The sequence below is a fragment of the uncultured Draconibacterium sp. genome, from assembly GCF_913060805.1.
Lineage (GTDB): Bacteria > Bacteroidota > Bacteroidia > Bacteroidales > Prolixibacteraceae > Draconibacterium.
Genome location: NZ_CAJXTC010000002.1, coordinates 207,296 through 222,947, shown reverse-complemented (window position 1 = coordinate 222,947; position 15,652 = coordinate 207,296). Strand labels below are relative to the sequence as shown.

The window sequence follows — 15,652 nt, the reverse complement described above, 5'->3', positions numbered from 1 at the left end:
CTACAATACAAAAGTGCTATTGCCTGGTAATAAGCTATTCAAACTTCAGTAATAATGACTGTTTTGGTCGCTCATCAATGGGAACGAACTGCTTTAATTCCTATAATCAGTTATTACCAGACTCAATTAAGTTTCTACAGAAAGCAACAGCCAACGAAGCTTATTGTTTTATTCCCGTTTTTCCGACAATAGATTAATATTTATTGAAAAATGAATGCTAAGTTGAACATTTTCCCTGCGTTTGGTTTATTATCGTTAAATCGAATAAAACGACAGAGGAAATTAAACGATGTGGACGGCTGTCGATCTATTTTAAAGAACACGCATGACAACAAGAATGGAGAACGAAAAAGCAAATGCGCCAATAAGTAAACAAAACCGCATTGAATACCTTGACTTGATCAGGGGGATTTCAATTTTTGGGATTTTGATTGTAAATCTTCGGTGGTTCTCACTTTATACACCCGGTTTTAACGGTATTTTTACTTTCCCCGAAATTGATCATGTAGTGCGCACGCTGCAGTACATTTTTATTGAAGGAAAATTTTATTCGATGTTCAGCCTGCTTTTCGGCTGGGGGATTGCCATTCAGATCGAACGCTCGCGAAAAGACGATGCGTCAACGGCTGCGTTTATCCGACGCCGACTTTGGTTTATGCTGCTTCTGGGCGGAATACACTTGTTTTTTATCTGGGAAGGCGACATTGTATTCATGTACGGACTGGCCGGATTTATACTGGTGGCACTGCGCAATTATTCGAACCGAACATTACTGACTACCGGTATTCTCTTGCTTCTGTCGCCAATTGTACTTTATTTCCTAAAAATGCAATTCTTGTGGCTCAACTGGCCGTCGGATATTTTATACGAGGCCGGCGAAAAGGTTTATCAAATGCAGGGATTAATCGATCAGGATACCAGCAGAACCCCGGTTTTAAGCGAAACGAAAAATATTTTTTCCATAATCGGAATTACATGGGCCGATGCACCTTATCGGTTTGCATACCTGTTTTTTGTAAGTCGTATTCCAAAAGTACTGGGAGCCATGTTAATTGGTTTTGTAATTGCCCGAACCGACTTTTATACAAAAGCGATGCAGCATAAAAAGAAACTGTTGTGGATTTTTGTTGTCGGTACACTGGTTTTTGTTCCGCTAAACGTTGTGCTTTTTCTGTTTGTAAAAAACGAAGAAGCCTTTTACGCGTTACAGTCGGAAGGTTTATATTATACCATTGTATATTCGTTTACCGTATTTCCGCTGGCCATTGTTTACATGATCGGGCTGGCTTTAGCGTTCGAAAAACCATGGATACATAAACTATTTAAACCGGTGCTTCCGGTCGGACGGACAGCTTTTAGTAATTACGTTGGGCAAAGTCTTATTGGTATTATTCTGTTTTATGGAATTGGTTTTGGCTGGGCCGAACAATTTGGTCCGCTGGCCTGGACAATATTGGCAGTAGTTATTTTTACCGGGCAGGTAATTGTCAGCTCCATATGGTTGAAATACTTTCGTTTTGGTCCACTGGAATGGATTTGGCGTAGTTTTACTTATGCCAAAATACAACCGCTGCGTGTTGTGGCAAAGAAGTAATTTAACAGGAGTAAATTAATCGTTGGAGTAAGTGATGTTATAAATTGTACCCGATGCATCGTCAGAAACAAGGATTGAACCATTGGGCATTTGAATCACATCCACAGGCCGTCCCCATGGACTTCCGTTTTGCATCCAACCATCGGCAAACGTTTCGTACGATGTCGCCGAATTACCATCCAACTCTACACGTGTAAGTCGATAACCAATAGGTTTTGAACGATTCCAGGAACCATGTTCCGCAATTAAAATACTATTTCTGTATTCATCTGGAAACATATCGCCGGTGTAAAAAAGCATGCCTAGTGCCGCCACATGTGGCCCCAAATCCTGTACCGGAAGGTTAAACTCGTCGCAGTTACGCTGGTCGCCAAATTCAGGATCTGAAATTCCTGAACCATGACAAAATGGATAACCAAAGTGCATGCCGGCCTCCGGAGCTCGGTTTAGCTCGTCGGGCGGCAGATCATCACCCATCCAATCGCGGCCATTATCGGTGAACCATAGTGTCCCGTCCTCAGGGTGCCAGTCGAAACCAACGGTATTTCGGATTCCGTGAGCGAAAATTTCATGATTGCTGCCATCGGGATTCATACGCGTAATTGATGCGTATATTTCATCGTCAGAAAGGCAAATATTACACGGTGCGCCAACGGGCACGTACAGTTTGCCATCGGGGCCAAAAGCGATGTATTTCCAGCCATGATGACCATCTGTAGGGAAATTGTCGCTAACAAGAACCGGATCAGGCGGCGAATTGAGATGATCTTCAATATTTTCGAATTTCCATATTTTACTGATTTCGGCTACATAAAGATCGCCATTCAAAAAAGCCACTCCATTGGGCTGATTCAAATTATTGGCAATTACAATTACCTGGTCGGCCTGGTAATCCTGATCTTTATCTATTATCGCATAAACATTTCCGGCAGTTCTTGACCCAACAAACAGCGTTCCTTTATCGCCCAATACCATCGATCGGGCATTGTCCACATCGTCGGCATAAACATGAATTTTAAAACCATCGGGTAAATTGATTTCCGGTACGGTTTCATAATCGGGCAATGCTGTTTCTGTTTTGTCGGATGAAGTACACGCCAATGTTGCGATAAAAATAAAAAGGAGTAGGGCTAAATCTTTCAAATGTTTCATAGTGCGAAATCGTTGTTTATTAATATAAACAGGAAAAGCATAACGATGTTTGTTTTGCCTTTTTTGAGCGTCTAAAATCACATCCTGCAACATAATTAATGGTGATGCTTCATAATTTATATCTCCTCACGAAACTTCATATGGTTTGACGCATAAATTATTGGTGCTGCGTCGGCGTTTGTCGGACCTTTACATCAACAAAAATTAACAACATATTATTAAAAACTGTAAATCATGAAAACAAAAAAGAAAAACGAAAACAAAGCTAGCTGGTTTACCGGAGGAACAACGATGATTGGATTGGGAGTAGGATTTATCTTATTAAAATATTCTGTGATGTATTTTCTGGCAGCACTATTAATAGGAATAGCTGTTGGTTTGGTGGTTACGCCATTTTTACCTGTAAATAAAAGTGCAAAATAATCATGAAAACACGAATTGAAATAACAGGAATAGCGATCATCTTTTTTGTTCTGGCCGCTGCCAGCTGTAACAGCACGAGCAGAAACTACAACTACAAAGTTCCGGAGCAAATAAAAGATGGGCTACAAGTTGAATCGCTGGGAATATCAGGCATTGATTCAACTCTGATAATTGATGCGGCAGAACGCATTGAGAAGGGGAAATACGGAGAAATACATTCGATGCTGATTTACAAAGATGATAAGTTGGTTTTTGAGGATTATTTCGAGGGACATAAATACCAGTGGGATGCACCGGGGCATAAAGGTGATTATATTACCTGGGATGCAACTACGCCGCATGTTCTACAATCGGCCAGCAAAAGTTTTGTGTCGATATGTTTTGGAATTGCCATTGAAAAGGGATTTATCGAAAGTGTTGATCAGTCGATTTTCGATTACCTGCCAAATTACCAAAACTATAATGCTGACAATAAAAACTATGTAACGATAAAAACCCTGCTAACTATGACATCGGGCTTTCAATGGGATGAATGGAGCGTTGCATTAAGCAGTACGCAAAACGATGCCATCGGTATTTATTTTTCCGAAAAAGATCCCGTTGAATTTGTACTGGAGAGACCTTTAATTGCTGTTCCCGGAACATATTTTACCTACTCGGGTGGCGACATGCAAATTCTGGGTGAAATTCTAAAGAATGCAACGGGAATGAATATTGACGAATTTTCGGAGAAGTATTTATTTGAGCCACTCGGAATTGAATCGAATGATTGGTGGTTAAAATTTGGAAACGGCGCAATCAGTACCGGCGGAGGTTTAAAACTCACTCCGCGCGACATGCTAAAAGTTGGCGTACTGTTTTTAAACGATGGCGTTTGGAACGGTCAGCAGATTATTTCAAAAGAGTGGGTAGAAAAATGTGGTCATCCATTTGGGCCGAATTATGGCATTAAAATCCCGGGAGAAGATTTGGGAACTGTTGGATACGGTTACACCTGGTGGACTAAACAGTACGAAGAATATGGCCGTATGTACTGTGCTCTTGGCTGGGGCGGACAGAAAATTATGGTTTTCCCGGATTTAAATGCGGTGGTTGTGTTTACCGGTGCTAACTTCAAATCGAAAGTAAAGCAAAACCGAATTCTTGAAAATTTCGTTTTACCTGCGCTTCAATGAGGATTTGAATAATCAGAAAACAAATAGCTCAAGACTTGTACTTTTCTTCTATCAGAATCTTTTATAACTTTGGTAGTAAAGTATAGACCGAACCTGAGAAATCAGGTTTTCGGCATTTTAAACTAACTAATACTAATATCTGAGTAATGAAAAGTAAAAGTCATTCATCGCGACGATCGTTTATTAAAAATACGGTCCTCGGAACAGCCCTCGTTTCCACCACTCCAACAGTTTTAGCCAATTCCTACAGCCAGCGGGTCATGCTGAAATCAAGAGAATTTGAACCGGTTCAGTTTTCGGCCAACGACCAGGTTCAATTGGCATTGATAGGAGCTGGAATACAAGGAATTTACGATACAACTTCGGCGCTTCGTGTTCCCGGCGTAAAATTGGTAGCTGCCTGCGATTTATATACAGGTCGTTTGCAGCGTGCGAAAGAGTTATGGGGCGATCATATTTTCGTAACCCGCGATTATCGCGAAATTCTTGATCGTGACGACGTTGATGCCGTCATCATTGCAACTCCCGATCACTGGCACATAAAAATCAGTACCGAGGCCTTAAAAGCCGGAAAGGCCGTTTATTGCGAGAAACCGATGGTGCAAAACTTCGACGAAGGTCATCCGCTGATTCAGGCCTGGAAAGATTCGGGAAAGGTGATGCAAATTGGAAGTCAGGGCATGTCGTCGCTGGGTAACGAAAAAGCAAAGCAGTTGTACGAAGATGGTGCGATTGGCGAAATTGTAATGCTCGACATGTTTAACGACCGTTATTCGGCTGAAGGTGCCTGGCAATATCCAATTCCGCCTGATGCCAATCCTGATACTGTTGATTATGACACATTCTTAGGACGCGCGCCTAAAGTTCCTTTTGAACTCAAGCGTTTTTTCCGCTGGCGAAATTACAAGGATTACGGAACCGGAGTTGCCGGCGACTTATTTGTACACGCATTTTCCACTTTGCACTATGTAATCAGCTCAAATGGTCCGAACAGGGCTCAGGCAACCGGCGGTTTGCGCTACTGGGACGACGGACGTGACGTTCCTGATGTATCCATTACACTTTATGATTTCCCGCAAACGAATACACATGCTGCTTTTAATGCCGCTTTCCGTGTAAATTTTATTGCCGGAAATGGTGGTGGCGGCGGTTTTCGCCTTGTAGGAACTGAAGGCGAAATGGAAATCGGATCAAACAGTGTAAAACTCATTCGTTCGAAACTGAACATGAAACCGCAGAGTTATTCGTTGATCGCGTACACCGAAGAGATGCAAAAGAAAATAAAGGAAGAGTACGACATGAAATACCTCAACGAAAGAAAAGCGGATCTGAATCTTGGCGAGACCACTTACGAAGCTCCACGCGATTACAAAGGTGCTCATTACGATCACTTCTATAATTTCTTCCAGGGTGTTCGCGGACAGAAGGAAATCGTTGAGGACCCGGTTTTCGGATTGCGTGCTGCCGGCGCAGCTTTGCTGGCTAACGAAAGTTATTACAATGCTAAACCGGTACTTTGGAATCCGGATACTATGAAGTTGGGATAAAGTCTTTATTAATTTCCGATTAAAAAAGTGCATTTCGTTGATGAGATGCACTTTTTGTTTTGATATAAGGTGATATCTAGTTTTAGTGTTGAATTACGACTTTCCCATTTTGAACAGTGCCAGCTAAAACCAACTTGTAACAATAAATACCATTTCTTAATGATTCTGTTGAAACTTGATTACAATCATATAGGTTTTGAACAAGCACTACCTTCCCATTTATATCAAATAGATAGAAGACGGCCCGTTCTCCTGATGAAAAATTATTGATATTGAGCGAATTGGAGGCTGGATTTGGGAAGATGTGGATTTGATTTATAGGTAAATCAGAAGTGGTTCCTGTAACTGTATGATTGGAGTAAAAATATGAGGTTTGATATGTAATATCGGAATTATAATCCTTGTGTATCTTTTGAACTAATTGATTATTGAACAAACGACTATCAATCTTTAGTTCATGTGGTAATATAAGCTCATTATACTCGTACGATAAATTGTACCACCATTCGTATTCTTCATAAAGATGCCAGGTACTTGTTGCATCACTTTTACCATAAGCTTTTTTCAAAACCTCATTGCTATTTGAGTCGTATTTATGTTCAACCTTGCTATAACCAGCCCAGTTATTAGTGGAGTTACTCCAATAAGATATAGCTTCAAGGATAATATTTCCGCCTGAATCATATGAGTATTCTGATTTATTTTGAAAATTCCACTTATCCAGTGAAGCATCCCATCCATACTGCTCATTTAATATTACATTTTGAAAAGAGTCGTAAGTAAATTTGTTTTGCATATCATAAATCCATTTTTTGTTTTGCTCATCCCAGAAATAATGAATATTAAATGTGGAATTTCCAATTGAATCATATTCAATAATAGATTTGTCTAGACCAATCCATTTATCGTTTTGGTTATCCCACCAGTAATGCATCATTGATGTTTTATTGCCAGTAGAATCATACGTGAAATCATATTTTTGAAAAAAGCCCCAACCGTTCGAAAGCCAGGCATATTCTATTTGAGAATCCTCATTTCCAGACTTATCATATTTGTATTCAATTTTGCATAACTCATGCCAATCAGTTCTATTTCCAAAAATATGATCAGATACCGTCCGCCACAAGTAAGACTCTGTCATTGAGATTCTTCCAATTGAGTCATAAGTGATTTGAGCCATCAAATTTCGATGCCATTCATTTGTTGCATCATCCCATGTATACCTAATTCTAGCCGTATCTTTTTCGTTTGAATCATAAAGAAATTCTGTTTTTAAACGATCCTCGTTCTGATACTGAACTGTAATTTCTATTATACTATCCAGTCCTTGTTTATCTATTTGTAATGACTTTATTTCAATACTATTATTTAACAAAAATATGCTGCTTTTTTGAGCTAGAATGTTTATTGAAATAATGCATAAAAAAAAGGTAATGATTATTCTAGTATGCTGGAGTTCTATTTTCATTTGATTTTTTCGGTTCTTTTGCGAAATATAGTTAACACACTTTTACTGTGCCTGTTAATTCAAATTTGGTTTTACAAATAAATTTTTACGAGCAAGACAGTATAAAGTTATATTTCTTCTTGTATTTGTGCGTGTAGAGCTTTAATTCTAAATCTTGCTCTTTATGCTATTAAGTCAAATGAGAAAAGTTTGAATCTCAAAGTTTTTGGAATCCAACATTCAATTGAAACGTTTGATTAGAGAGGGTTTATTTTGTATCGTTACTTTCCGATACAGAAGATTTAAATCACTTATAACTAAAGCATTAAAGAGTTTTGTGTACAAATACGAATCAAACAAAGCGCTTAACTGATTGACTGACAGGTGGTTGCTAATTTCTCCTTTGATTTCTGCAAGGTATTACATTTTTTTAAGTATCCTACAGTAGAATTAATTTTCAAAAATTGAACTATTTAATCTTGACTCTTTTATAATCTGCCTTTAACAATCCTTAATATTAGCTGCCCTGGCATAGGTGTTACTTTGGTAGAAAAATGTTAACATGGATGCAAATTCATTGCTTGATAACATATTGATTTTATGGAACAAATGATGTAAATTGATTAAAATTGTCAACTAATCTTCATGAACAGATTATTCAAATCGTATAAAATTTGGGGATTCATTTTAATAACCTTTTCATTCACTTTCATTTTTTGGTTTTTAATAATGATTCCTATTATTCCTAAGGATATTAAATTTGGGTTATTCTTATTAGGGGGCTGTGGTCCTTTGGTGGCAGGTTACCTGATGCAAATAATAAATTCTAATGCCAAACTAAACATTGGTCTTAACAGGATTTTTTTAATTGTAGCCACTGTTTCCACAATAGTCATAATTTTTCGATTATACTTGATAAAATTCGGGATGCCTGATACAGGAGGATTTTTTCCAACTTTGAATGAAATAAGTGCAGTAGGCTATTTCATTATTATCCTTAGTGTATTAATTCTCAGCATCAATGCAGGAAATGCGGTAAATCAGAACATTAAAGAGAATTATATACAATCATTTCTCTTCAATAGAAGATTACTCAATTGGTATCTTATCGCCTTTTTTGTATTTCCAATCATTTTTATAATTAGCTACTTTATTGGTAAACTTATTAATGCTCCAACAACTGACTACATTATCAAATCACCACCCTCACACATGCTTATTGGAGTATTAGCTGTATTTTACTTTTTTGGAGGTAATGAAGAATTTGGATTTCGAGGATATTTACAAAAGGAGTTGCAGAAAAAGATTAGTCCTCTGGTTACAGCGTTGATAATTTCAATTCTTTGGACTTTCTGGCATTTACCCCTTTATTACAATGGAATTTATTCAACAAATGGGATTAGCCTCATTCTTCCAAGACTGATTTTTACATTACCAATGAGTGTTATTTTTGTATGGTTTTACAATAAATCGTCATATTCAATATTGACTGTTATGATATTACATGCAATGATTAATAGCAGTTCTGGAATAATTGGCAATTCAGAATTAATTGCAATTATTCTGTATTCAATTTTATCTGTAGTATTAATTATTGAAAGTAAAATGTGGAAAAGAAAAAGTTTTGATTTTGTTTACAACGTAAATTAAAAGGTCACCAATCCTGGCAACCTTTTATCTTCTTTTTTTAGTGGCATTTTTTATGCATGTATATCCAAGTGAGAATACTCAACTATAAGGATACATTTAAACAAAAAATCGGTCTACTTGTCCTCTTTTTTTATTTAAACATCAAAGTTTTCCCATTTAGTTTTTGTTTCAGACATTAACTTTTTGAATCTTTCATCACCTCTTATATTAGCTAAAGAAGGATCATATACATTTAAGTATGGGTAATTGATGAAATTATTTTCAACAGCGTTGTTTAACCATTTTAACGCTATATCTTTTCTATCGGCTAGCGAAAGGAATGAAGCTAACCAGTAGGAGATCTGGCCATCTCTTAGTGCTACCCTTTTTATTTCTTCAGTTAGGTATTCATCAATTTTCTGGAAATCTTTTAGGATCGAGTATTTAAGAATGGCTGAAAGTTTACTAAAAGTATGCTCAGGATAAAATCTAAGCATTTTTTCAATTATTTCAAGCGAGCTCTTATTTGTGCCATTTAGCATATAAAACATCGCTAAATGAAATAGATATAAAATATTTAATGGATCTATCTTTTCAATTTTAAGGAGCGTCTTTAAAGCAGATTTAAAATTACCGTTGTAATAGAATTGATAGGCAAGCATTAAATATGACATGTGATTGAGAGGATCAACCTGATTGAATCTTTCAACAAGTGCTCCGATTTTGTCCATTTTTCCAACCATCATGTAGCCATGCGAAAGCCATAAAAGTATTTCTGGATTATTTGATTCTTGCTCATAAGCTAATGTTAGATGCTTAATTCCATCTTTTTTGTTTCCTTTAAATTCGGTATAGATTAAGCCTGTTAACATATGTCCTTGTGCTGAATTTGGATCAATTTCAAAGAGCTTTTGAATATATTCATCAACCTTGTTTATATATTCTGGTTTGTTTACCATATTTACTAATTGAAAATAAACGCTACCAATTCCAGCGAGTAATATTTTATTCTCACCTATTATTTCTATTGCGTTGTTCAATAACAGGAGGGCTTCATTCAATGATTTTTCATCTCCCCTCCATATTTTATCTACTGCTTTTCTGTAGACTTCATAAGCATTAATATTTTCGATTGGATGATTCTTAATCTCATTTAATTCGCCATCGCTTAATTTCAACTTTAATGCTTGGGCAATTGAAGTTGATACATCCTCCTGAATAACAAAAACATCTTCAAGATTCTTATTGTATTTCTCAGCCCATATATGTGTGTCAGTATGAGCATCAATCAACTGGGCAACAATGCGTAGGTTGTTTCCTGATTTCCGAACACTACCTTCCAGTACATACCTAACATTCACTTTGGCTGCAATTTTCTTTAGGGTTTGTTTTGAACCTTTAAAAGTCATAGCAGAGCTACGTGATATTACAAGTAGATCGTTAATATATGAAAGGTCTGTGATAATCTCTTCGGTTAACCCATCGCTGAAATATTCCTGCTCTTGGTCTGAGCTTATATTTTCAAATGGAAGAACAATAATTGATTTTTCTGATACTGTTTTAACCAAGCCAACCAGAGGTGTTTCTTTAGGTGCTGTTTTGGTAATTCCTTTTAAAGAGACATCAAAAATCCATGATAAAATAATGACAAAAGGGAATCCAATTAGTAAAAGTATAGTAATTACAGTATCAAACCATGGAGGAAGATTTAACGAGCTTTCAAATAAATTTGCAAGTTGAAGAAGGATAAATGCTGTTGTGGCGTAAACAATGATTACAGCAACAACTTTTCTTCGTCTTAATTCCTGCCAGAATTTGGCTAGTTTGTTAGGATGACCACCCATTTAAATTGGTTTGTATAAATATAGTTGATAATTGAGTTAATTACAAGAAGTTACCAACTCAAGATTAGTTTGGAAGCTATGAGGGTGTCTCTGTTTCAGTTGCTTCATTAATTAGGATATGCGAAAATCTTTTATGATTGCGCGAGCGATGATTCAGATGAGTGTATTGGATAAGTTATTCTTTGTCTTTAGAAGAATGTGACTAGGTAGCAATAGTAGGTCCAATACCCAGCCAGGAATAGAGCATTCGTTCAATAAAGACCCCTTTCTGAATCTTTTATTATCAGTTTTCGTAATTGAATAGAAAATCAAATTCTGTTAGCTTATAAATTAAAGCAAAGAATCTCTTGCTAATATACAATGTTCTTTAGATCGAATTTAGACAACAATAGACTTAATAGTATCAACTTACAACTGTAGAGTATTATAGAATGTTAGTTGCACTGCAACTACCGTATACCTTAGCTGCAAGCATAATAACCAATTAATAAATTACTCATGAAAAAAACACTATCAATCCTAACCTTTGCAATGTTTTTGCTAAATGTTCTTTTACTGAAAGCACAGGAAACCGATGATCCTTATTTATGGCTCGAAGATATTGAGAGCGTACAGTCCTTGGAATGGGTAAAAGCGCAAAACAGTGTCTCTGAAAAAACTTTTAAAGAAACGCCTTTGTTCAAATCCTTGAGCGAAAAGTTTCTGAATGTTTATAATGATGAAGAAAAAATTGCCATCCCAAATCTAGTCGGTAAATATGTTTATAATTTCTGGCAGGATGCGCAAAACGAACGTGGTGTTTGGCGCCGGATGCTGAAAGAAGATTACGTAGCCAGTAAAACCAACTGGGAAATTGTTCTTGATCTTGATGAGCTTTCAAAAAACGAAAATAAAAAGTGGGTTTTTGGAGGTGCAATTTGGTTCGAGCCCGATAATAATTTATGTCTGTTATCGCTTTCCGACGGCGGAACAGATAAAAGTGAATTCCGGGAATTTGATGCAGTAAAAAAAGAATTTGTTAAAGATGGTTTTTTTATTCCGGCATCTAAAGGCCAGGCCACTTGGATAGATATAAACACATTGCTTATAGCCACTGATTTTGGAGCTGGTTCTTCGACTCTTTCAGGCTATCCCCGAATTGTTAAGAAATGGAAACGCGGCACTACAATTGCCGATGCAAAAACAATTTTAGAGGCTGACTCCACAATAGTGGCATTGTGGCCATTTTCTTTTTACTCAAATAGTAAGCAACACGTAGGATTAATAAAAGCAATTACTTTTTACGAATCTGAAATTTATTATATACAAGAAAACGAGCCTAAAAAATTGAGTAACCCGGTTGATGCTGAAATTCATGGGTTTTATAACATGGAACTCATGTTGGCTCTTCAATCAGACTGGGAAGTTGATGACAAGACCTATCCATCAGGAGCTTTGGTAAGTATCGACATGGATGATGATTTAAAAGGGAAAATGAATGTTAAACTTATTTATATACCAGATGATAAATCAAGTATCGTTTCCATGAGCACCTCAAAAGATTTTATTATTGTTAATATCATGGAAAATGTCCAAAATAAGCTGATTAAGTACCGCTTGATTGATGATAAATGGGTAGGTGAAGAAATTACAGAATTACCTGATGTTGGAGGTATTAATCTGATTTCCTCCGATAACACAACCAATGATTACTTTTTTAGGTTTAGTAATTTTATTACTCCGTCTACCTTGTACTATGCACAAAATGAAAAAATACAAAAATCAACACAACTTAAAAGTTATTTCAACACATCGAACCTGATTGTGGAGCAAAATTGGGCCACCTCAAAAGACGGAACAAAAATTCCTTATTTTATTGTTCATAAAAAAGACCTGAAGTTGGATGGTAAAAATCCGTTGCTAATAGATGCTTATGGAGGATTTAACATTTCACGACAGCCTAATTACAGTGTAACAGTAGGACTCGGTTGGTTGGAGCAGGGAGGAACTTATGTTTTAGCTAATATCCGTGGTGGAGGAGAATTTGGCCCTTCATGGCATCAGGCAGCTGTAAAAGAAAAGAGGCAAAATGCCTATGATGATTTATTTGCTGTTTCTGAAGATCTAATTACAAGAAAAATAACTTCACCTGAACATTTGGGTCTATTTGGTTGGAGCAATGGTGGCTTATTAACCGGAGTTGCCTTCACCCAAAGACCTGATTTATACAAGGCGGTAATTGTTGGTGCTCCATTACTCGACATGAAAAGGTATAACAAATTACTTGCGGGGGCAAGTTGGATGGGTGAATACGGTAATCCAGATAAACCGGAAGACTGGGCTTATTTGAAGAAATATTCACCTTATCACAATCTGTTTAAAAATAAAAATTATCCAAAAGTCTTTTTTATAACTTCAATAAAAGATGATCGGGTACATCCTGGACATGCAAGGAAAATGGCTGCAAAAATGGCGGACATGGGACATCCATTTTTCTATCATGAGACAATTGAAGGCGGACATGGAGCTGCTTCGACAAATAAACAACAGGCAGAAATGCAGGCAATGATCTATACCTATTTGAATATGATGCTGAATTAGCAATAAATTTAATTGCTGGTAGATATAGTCAGTTACTAACAAAAGATTGTAGATTATTTTGATTGAGTTAAATGCCAGAAGCTGACACGCGGTATAGTTATGCCAGATAGAAGTAATAATTAAAACTCAAAATCATGGGAAAAAAAGGCGAAGAGTCATACTTAGAGGTGTATCCAGCATGGGCGTGGTCTTTATTAACGTTCTTTTTATCAATTATACTTCTTTTTATAGTCAGTGGGTTCCATGACTTTTTTGAAATAGTAGCATATACTTCGTATATTATTTTAATTGCCATTGCCTGTTTTTTTATCTGCAGGGCACACCCCGAAAGTGTTTGGTATACTCCGGTCATTTGCAATTTATTGGCTATCATTTCTATATTAGTGTTTGTTTTTAGAGAATTTGAAACATTATCAGAATTGATGTTTTGGGTGAGTAATTTTGTGGTGTCAGTAGTAGGAGCAATCGTTGGTGCAAAAATTGGAAGACGTAAATCTAATAAAGCAGAATAATTGATTTGAGTATTGCGATAAAAATTCTATCCTACAAGTAATATAAACCAATTACACTTATTATAAAGGTTCAAATAGTTCCTCAATCTGAACCAACTATAAAAGCATTTCAACTAAGTTGCAATAGTAGGTGCGATACTTGGGTAAGAGTAGAGCATTCGTTCAATAAAGATAATAGCTGAACCATTTGGGGTTTATTCATAAAACCAATTTGGGGTAACCTTAAGCCATTTTAAAATCTGTGCAAATTTCAGATAACTATATCCATGTTCGTCCTTAATCTCCACCAGATTTTCAGGTTGTTTGCTTTAAATAATCCAATGCTTTATAATTTGATAATTTCTCTAATATTCAGTATCTTACATGTGCTTGTCTGGCAATAATAAAAAACTATCGTTAAGATCAACATTATGAAAAAGAAAAGCATTTTTCTGAGAATATCTGTTCTTATTATAATTGGCGTTGTTAGCATGAATTTAACGTTAGCGCAGGATGTCAACGATAAGATTAAAGTGGAACAATATTATCAAAATCTTGGAGGTGTTGAACAATATATTGAAATTATGAAAACCTCAGATTCGAATCCTGTTTTATTATGGATTCATGGGGGGCCAGGGTTTCCAGATATACCCATTTTGAGATACTTTAATAAAGAAATTTCCAAGAATCTCACATTAGTTATTTGGGAGCAAAGAGGAGCTGGGAAATCATATCTAAAAAACCCGAATCCGGGTGATATGAGTACGGCACAAATCGTAGAGGATGGTCTTGAATTGGTTGAAATATTGAAGAAGAAGTTTTCAAAGGAAAAAATTTATTTGGCTGGAAATTCATGGGGTAGCATCATTGGCCTAAAAATGGCTCAGGCTCAACCTCAAAAGTTCCATTCCTATATTGGAATTTCACAAGTTATAAACAGCAAAAGGGGAAGAGAATTAACGAGAGATTGGCTCAGAGAACTTGCTTTAAAAAAAGGAGACTCAACTACTATTGCTGTGCTTGATAGTCTGGATGAGAAATCAATCACGAATGATCTCCAAGCATTAATGAAAGAATCTGAATTAGTTGCAAGATACAATGTGCACAACCAAGATGTCGAAATCCAAGTTGTAAAGGCAAGGTCATATTATGATGATTACAAATTAGAAGACATGATGAAAGGAGCTTTTTTTTCCATTGAGTTTCTAATTAATGATTTAACAGATATAAATTTTGATAATTTAACTGAACTTGACATACCTGTTTATCTAATCCATGGAAGAAATGACTGGACTTGTCCGACTTTGCTGGATAATGAATGGATTGAAAATTTGAGTGCGCCCAAAAAAGAAATTATTTGGATGGAAAACTCTACTCATGGCCCACCGATGGAGGAACCAAAATTGTTTAACAAGATTTTGATTGATTTATTACAGTAAATTGAATCTAACGCAGTACATGAATTCATAGCAATACAGATACACGAACCAAAGGATTCTTATTCTGAACGTTATAATTTGGGTTCAAAAAGTTCCCAAGTCGAACTAACTATAAAAGCATGTTGATTAGTTTGCAATAGTAGGTGCAATACTCGGCTAGGAGTAGAGCATTCGTTCAATAAAGACCAACGATGAACGCAGTAGGCGTTCGATTTTGGTCGCATGTTTAAGTGATCTGGGAGCTCTCAACCCGGCACGGAAGAGTTTTTTAATAAATATTGTAACCTATTAAATTGATTATGAGTAATGAATACTAATTATCTCAGAAAAC

11 protein-coding genes are annotated in these 15,652 nt (G+C 36.3%); 8 read left to right on the top strand and 3 right to left on the bottom strand.

Annotated features, from left to right (window positions below):
* The first annotated feature begins 325 nt into the window (after positions 1-325).
* On the top strand, positions 326-1,594 hold the full coding sequence (locus QZ576_RS02210) for a DUF418 domain-containing protein (RefSeq protein ID WP_297093757.1): 1,269 nt from the start codon (positions 326-328) through the stop codon (positions 1,592-1,594).
* Positions 1,595-1,609: 15 nt separating this feature from the next.
* Here the strand turns inward: QZ576_RS02210 and QZ576_RS02205 are convergent, their stop codons facing one another.
* Positions 1,610-2,746 carry a sorbosone dehydrogenase family protein gene (locus tag QZ576_RS02205; protein ID WP_297093756.1) on the bottom strand — a complete coding sequence of 379 codons (1,137 nt, stop codon included), beginning with the start codon at positions 2,744-2,746 and terminating at the stop codon, positions 1,610-1,612.
* A 234-nt stretch (positions 2,747-2,980) separates the two neighbouring features.
* On the opposite strand from QZ576_RS02205, the gene QZ576_RS02200 reads away from it, so the two are divergent.
* The 3 genes from QZ576_RS02200 (at position 2,981) to QZ576_RS02190 (ending at position 5,891) form a co-directional block, all read left to right on the top strand.
* Positions 2,981-3,169, top strand: coding sequence for a hypothetical protein (locus QZ576_RS02200; RefSeq protein ID WP_297093755.1), 189 nt, complete (start codon positions 2,981-2,983; stop codon positions 3,167-3,169).
* A gap of 2 nt (positions 3,170-3,171) precedes the next feature.
* Positions 3,172-4,344, top strand: a complete 1,173-nt coding sequence (locus QZ576_RS02195; RefSeq protein ID WP_297093754.1) for a serine hydrolase — start codon at positions 3,172-3,174, stop codon at positions 4,342-4,344.
* 146 nt (positions 4,345-4,490) lie between these two features.
* On the top strand, positions 4,491-5,891 hold the full coding sequence (locus QZ576_RS02190; protein ID WP_297093753.1) for a Gfo/Idh/MocA family oxidoreductase: 1,401 nt from the start codon (positions 4,491-4,493) through the stop codon (positions 5,889-5,891).
* Between the two features lie 82 nt (positions 5,892-5,973).
* On the opposite strand, the gene QZ576_RS02185 is transcribed toward QZ576_RS02190, so the two are convergent.
* Positions 5,974-7,359 carry a T9SS type A sorting domain-containing protein gene (locus QZ576_RS02185; RefSeq protein ID WP_297093752.1) on the bottom strand — a complete coding sequence of 462 codons (1,386 nt, stop codon included), beginning with the start codon at positions 7,357-7,359 and terminating at the stop codon, positions 5,974-5,976.
* A 708-nt stretch (positions 7,360-8,067) separates the two neighbouring features.
* On the opposite strand from QZ576_RS02185, the gene QZ576_RS02180 reads away from it, so the two are divergent.
* Positions 8,068-8,988 carry a CPBP family intramembrane glutamic endopeptidase gene (locus QZ576_RS02180; RefSeq protein ID WP_297093751.1) on the top strand — a complete coding sequence of 307 codons (921 nt, stop codon included), beginning with the start codon at positions 8,068-8,070 and terminating at the stop codon, positions 8,986-8,988.
* A 134-nt stretch (positions 8,989-9,122) separates the two neighbouring features.
* Here the strand turns inward: QZ576_RS02180 and QZ576_RS02175 are convergent, their stop codons facing one another.
* Positions 9,123-10,811, bottom strand: a complete 1,689-nt coding sequence (locus tag QZ576_RS02175; protein WP_297093750.1) for a hypothetical protein — start codon at positions 10,809-10,811, stop codon at positions 9,123-9,125.
* 498 nt (positions 10,812-11,309) lie between these two features.
* On the opposite strand from QZ576_RS02175, the gene QZ576_RS02170 reads away from it, so the two are divergent.
* The 3 genes from QZ576_RS02170 (at position 11,310) to QZ576_RS02160 (ending at position 15,321) form a co-directional block, all read left to right on the top strand.
* Positions 11,310-13,391, top strand: coding sequence for a prolyl oligopeptidase family serine peptidase (locus tag QZ576_RS02170; RefSeq protein WP_297093749.1), 2,082 nt, complete (start codon positions 11,310-11,312; stop codon positions 13,389-13,391).
* A 134-nt stretch (positions 13,392-13,525) separates the two neighbouring features.
* Entirely contained in the window at positions 13,526-13,903 is a 378-nt protein-coding gene (locus tag QZ576_RS02165) for a hypothetical protein (protein ID WP_297093748.1), read from the top strand.
* A gap of 410 nt (positions 13,904-14,313) precedes the next feature.
* On the top strand, positions 14,314-15,321 hold the full coding sequence (locus QZ576_RS02160) for an alpha/beta hydrolase (RefSeq protein ID WP_297093747.1): 1,008 nt from the start codon (positions 14,314-14,316) through the stop codon (positions 15,319-15,321).
* Positions 15,322-15,652 lie beyond the last annotated feature (331 nt).

Coding starts and splice junctions, on each gene's coding strand:
- QZ576_RS02190 (WP_297093753.1), top strand. CDS start 4,491: ATGAAAAGTAAAAGTCATTCATCGCGACGATCGTTTATTAAAAATACG.
- QZ576_RS02175 (WP_297093750.1), bottom strand. CDS start 10,811: ATGGGTGGTCATCCTAACAAACTAGCCAAATTCTGGCAGGAATTAAGA.
- QZ576_RS02200 (WP_297093755.1), top strand. CDS start 2,981: ATGAAAACAAAAAAGAAAAACGAAAACAAAGCTAGCTGGTTTACCGGA.
- QZ576_RS02210 (WP_297093757.1), top strand. CDS start 326: ATGACAACAAGAATGGAGAACGAAAAAGCAAATGCGCCAATAAGTAAA.
- QZ576_RS02180 (WP_297093751.1), top strand. CDS start 8,068: ATGATTCCTATTATTCCTAAGGATATTAAATTTGGGTTATTCTTATTA.
- QZ576_RS02205 (WP_297093756.1), bottom strand. CDS start 2,746: ATGAAACATTTGAAAGATTTAGCCCTACTCCTTTTTATTTTTATCGCA.
- QZ576_RS02165 (WP_297093748.1), top strand. CDS start 13,526: ATGGGAAAAAAAGGCGAAGAGTCATACTTAGAGGTGTATCCAGCATGG.
- QZ576_RS02185 (WP_297093752.1), bottom strand. CDS start 7,359: ATGAAAATAGAACTCCAGCATACTAGAATAATCATTACCTTTTTTTTA.
- QZ576_RS02160 (WP_297093747.1), top strand. CDS start 14,314: ATGAAAAAGAAAAGCATTTTTCTGAGAATATCTGTTCTTATTATAATT.
- QZ576_RS02170 (WP_297093749.1), top strand. CDS start 11,310: ATGAAAAAAACACTATCAATCCTAACCTTTGCAATGTTTTTGCTAAAT.
- QZ576_RS02195 (WP_297093754.1), top strand. CDS start 3,172: ATGAAAACACGAATTGAAATAACAGGAATAGCGATCATCTTTTTTGTT.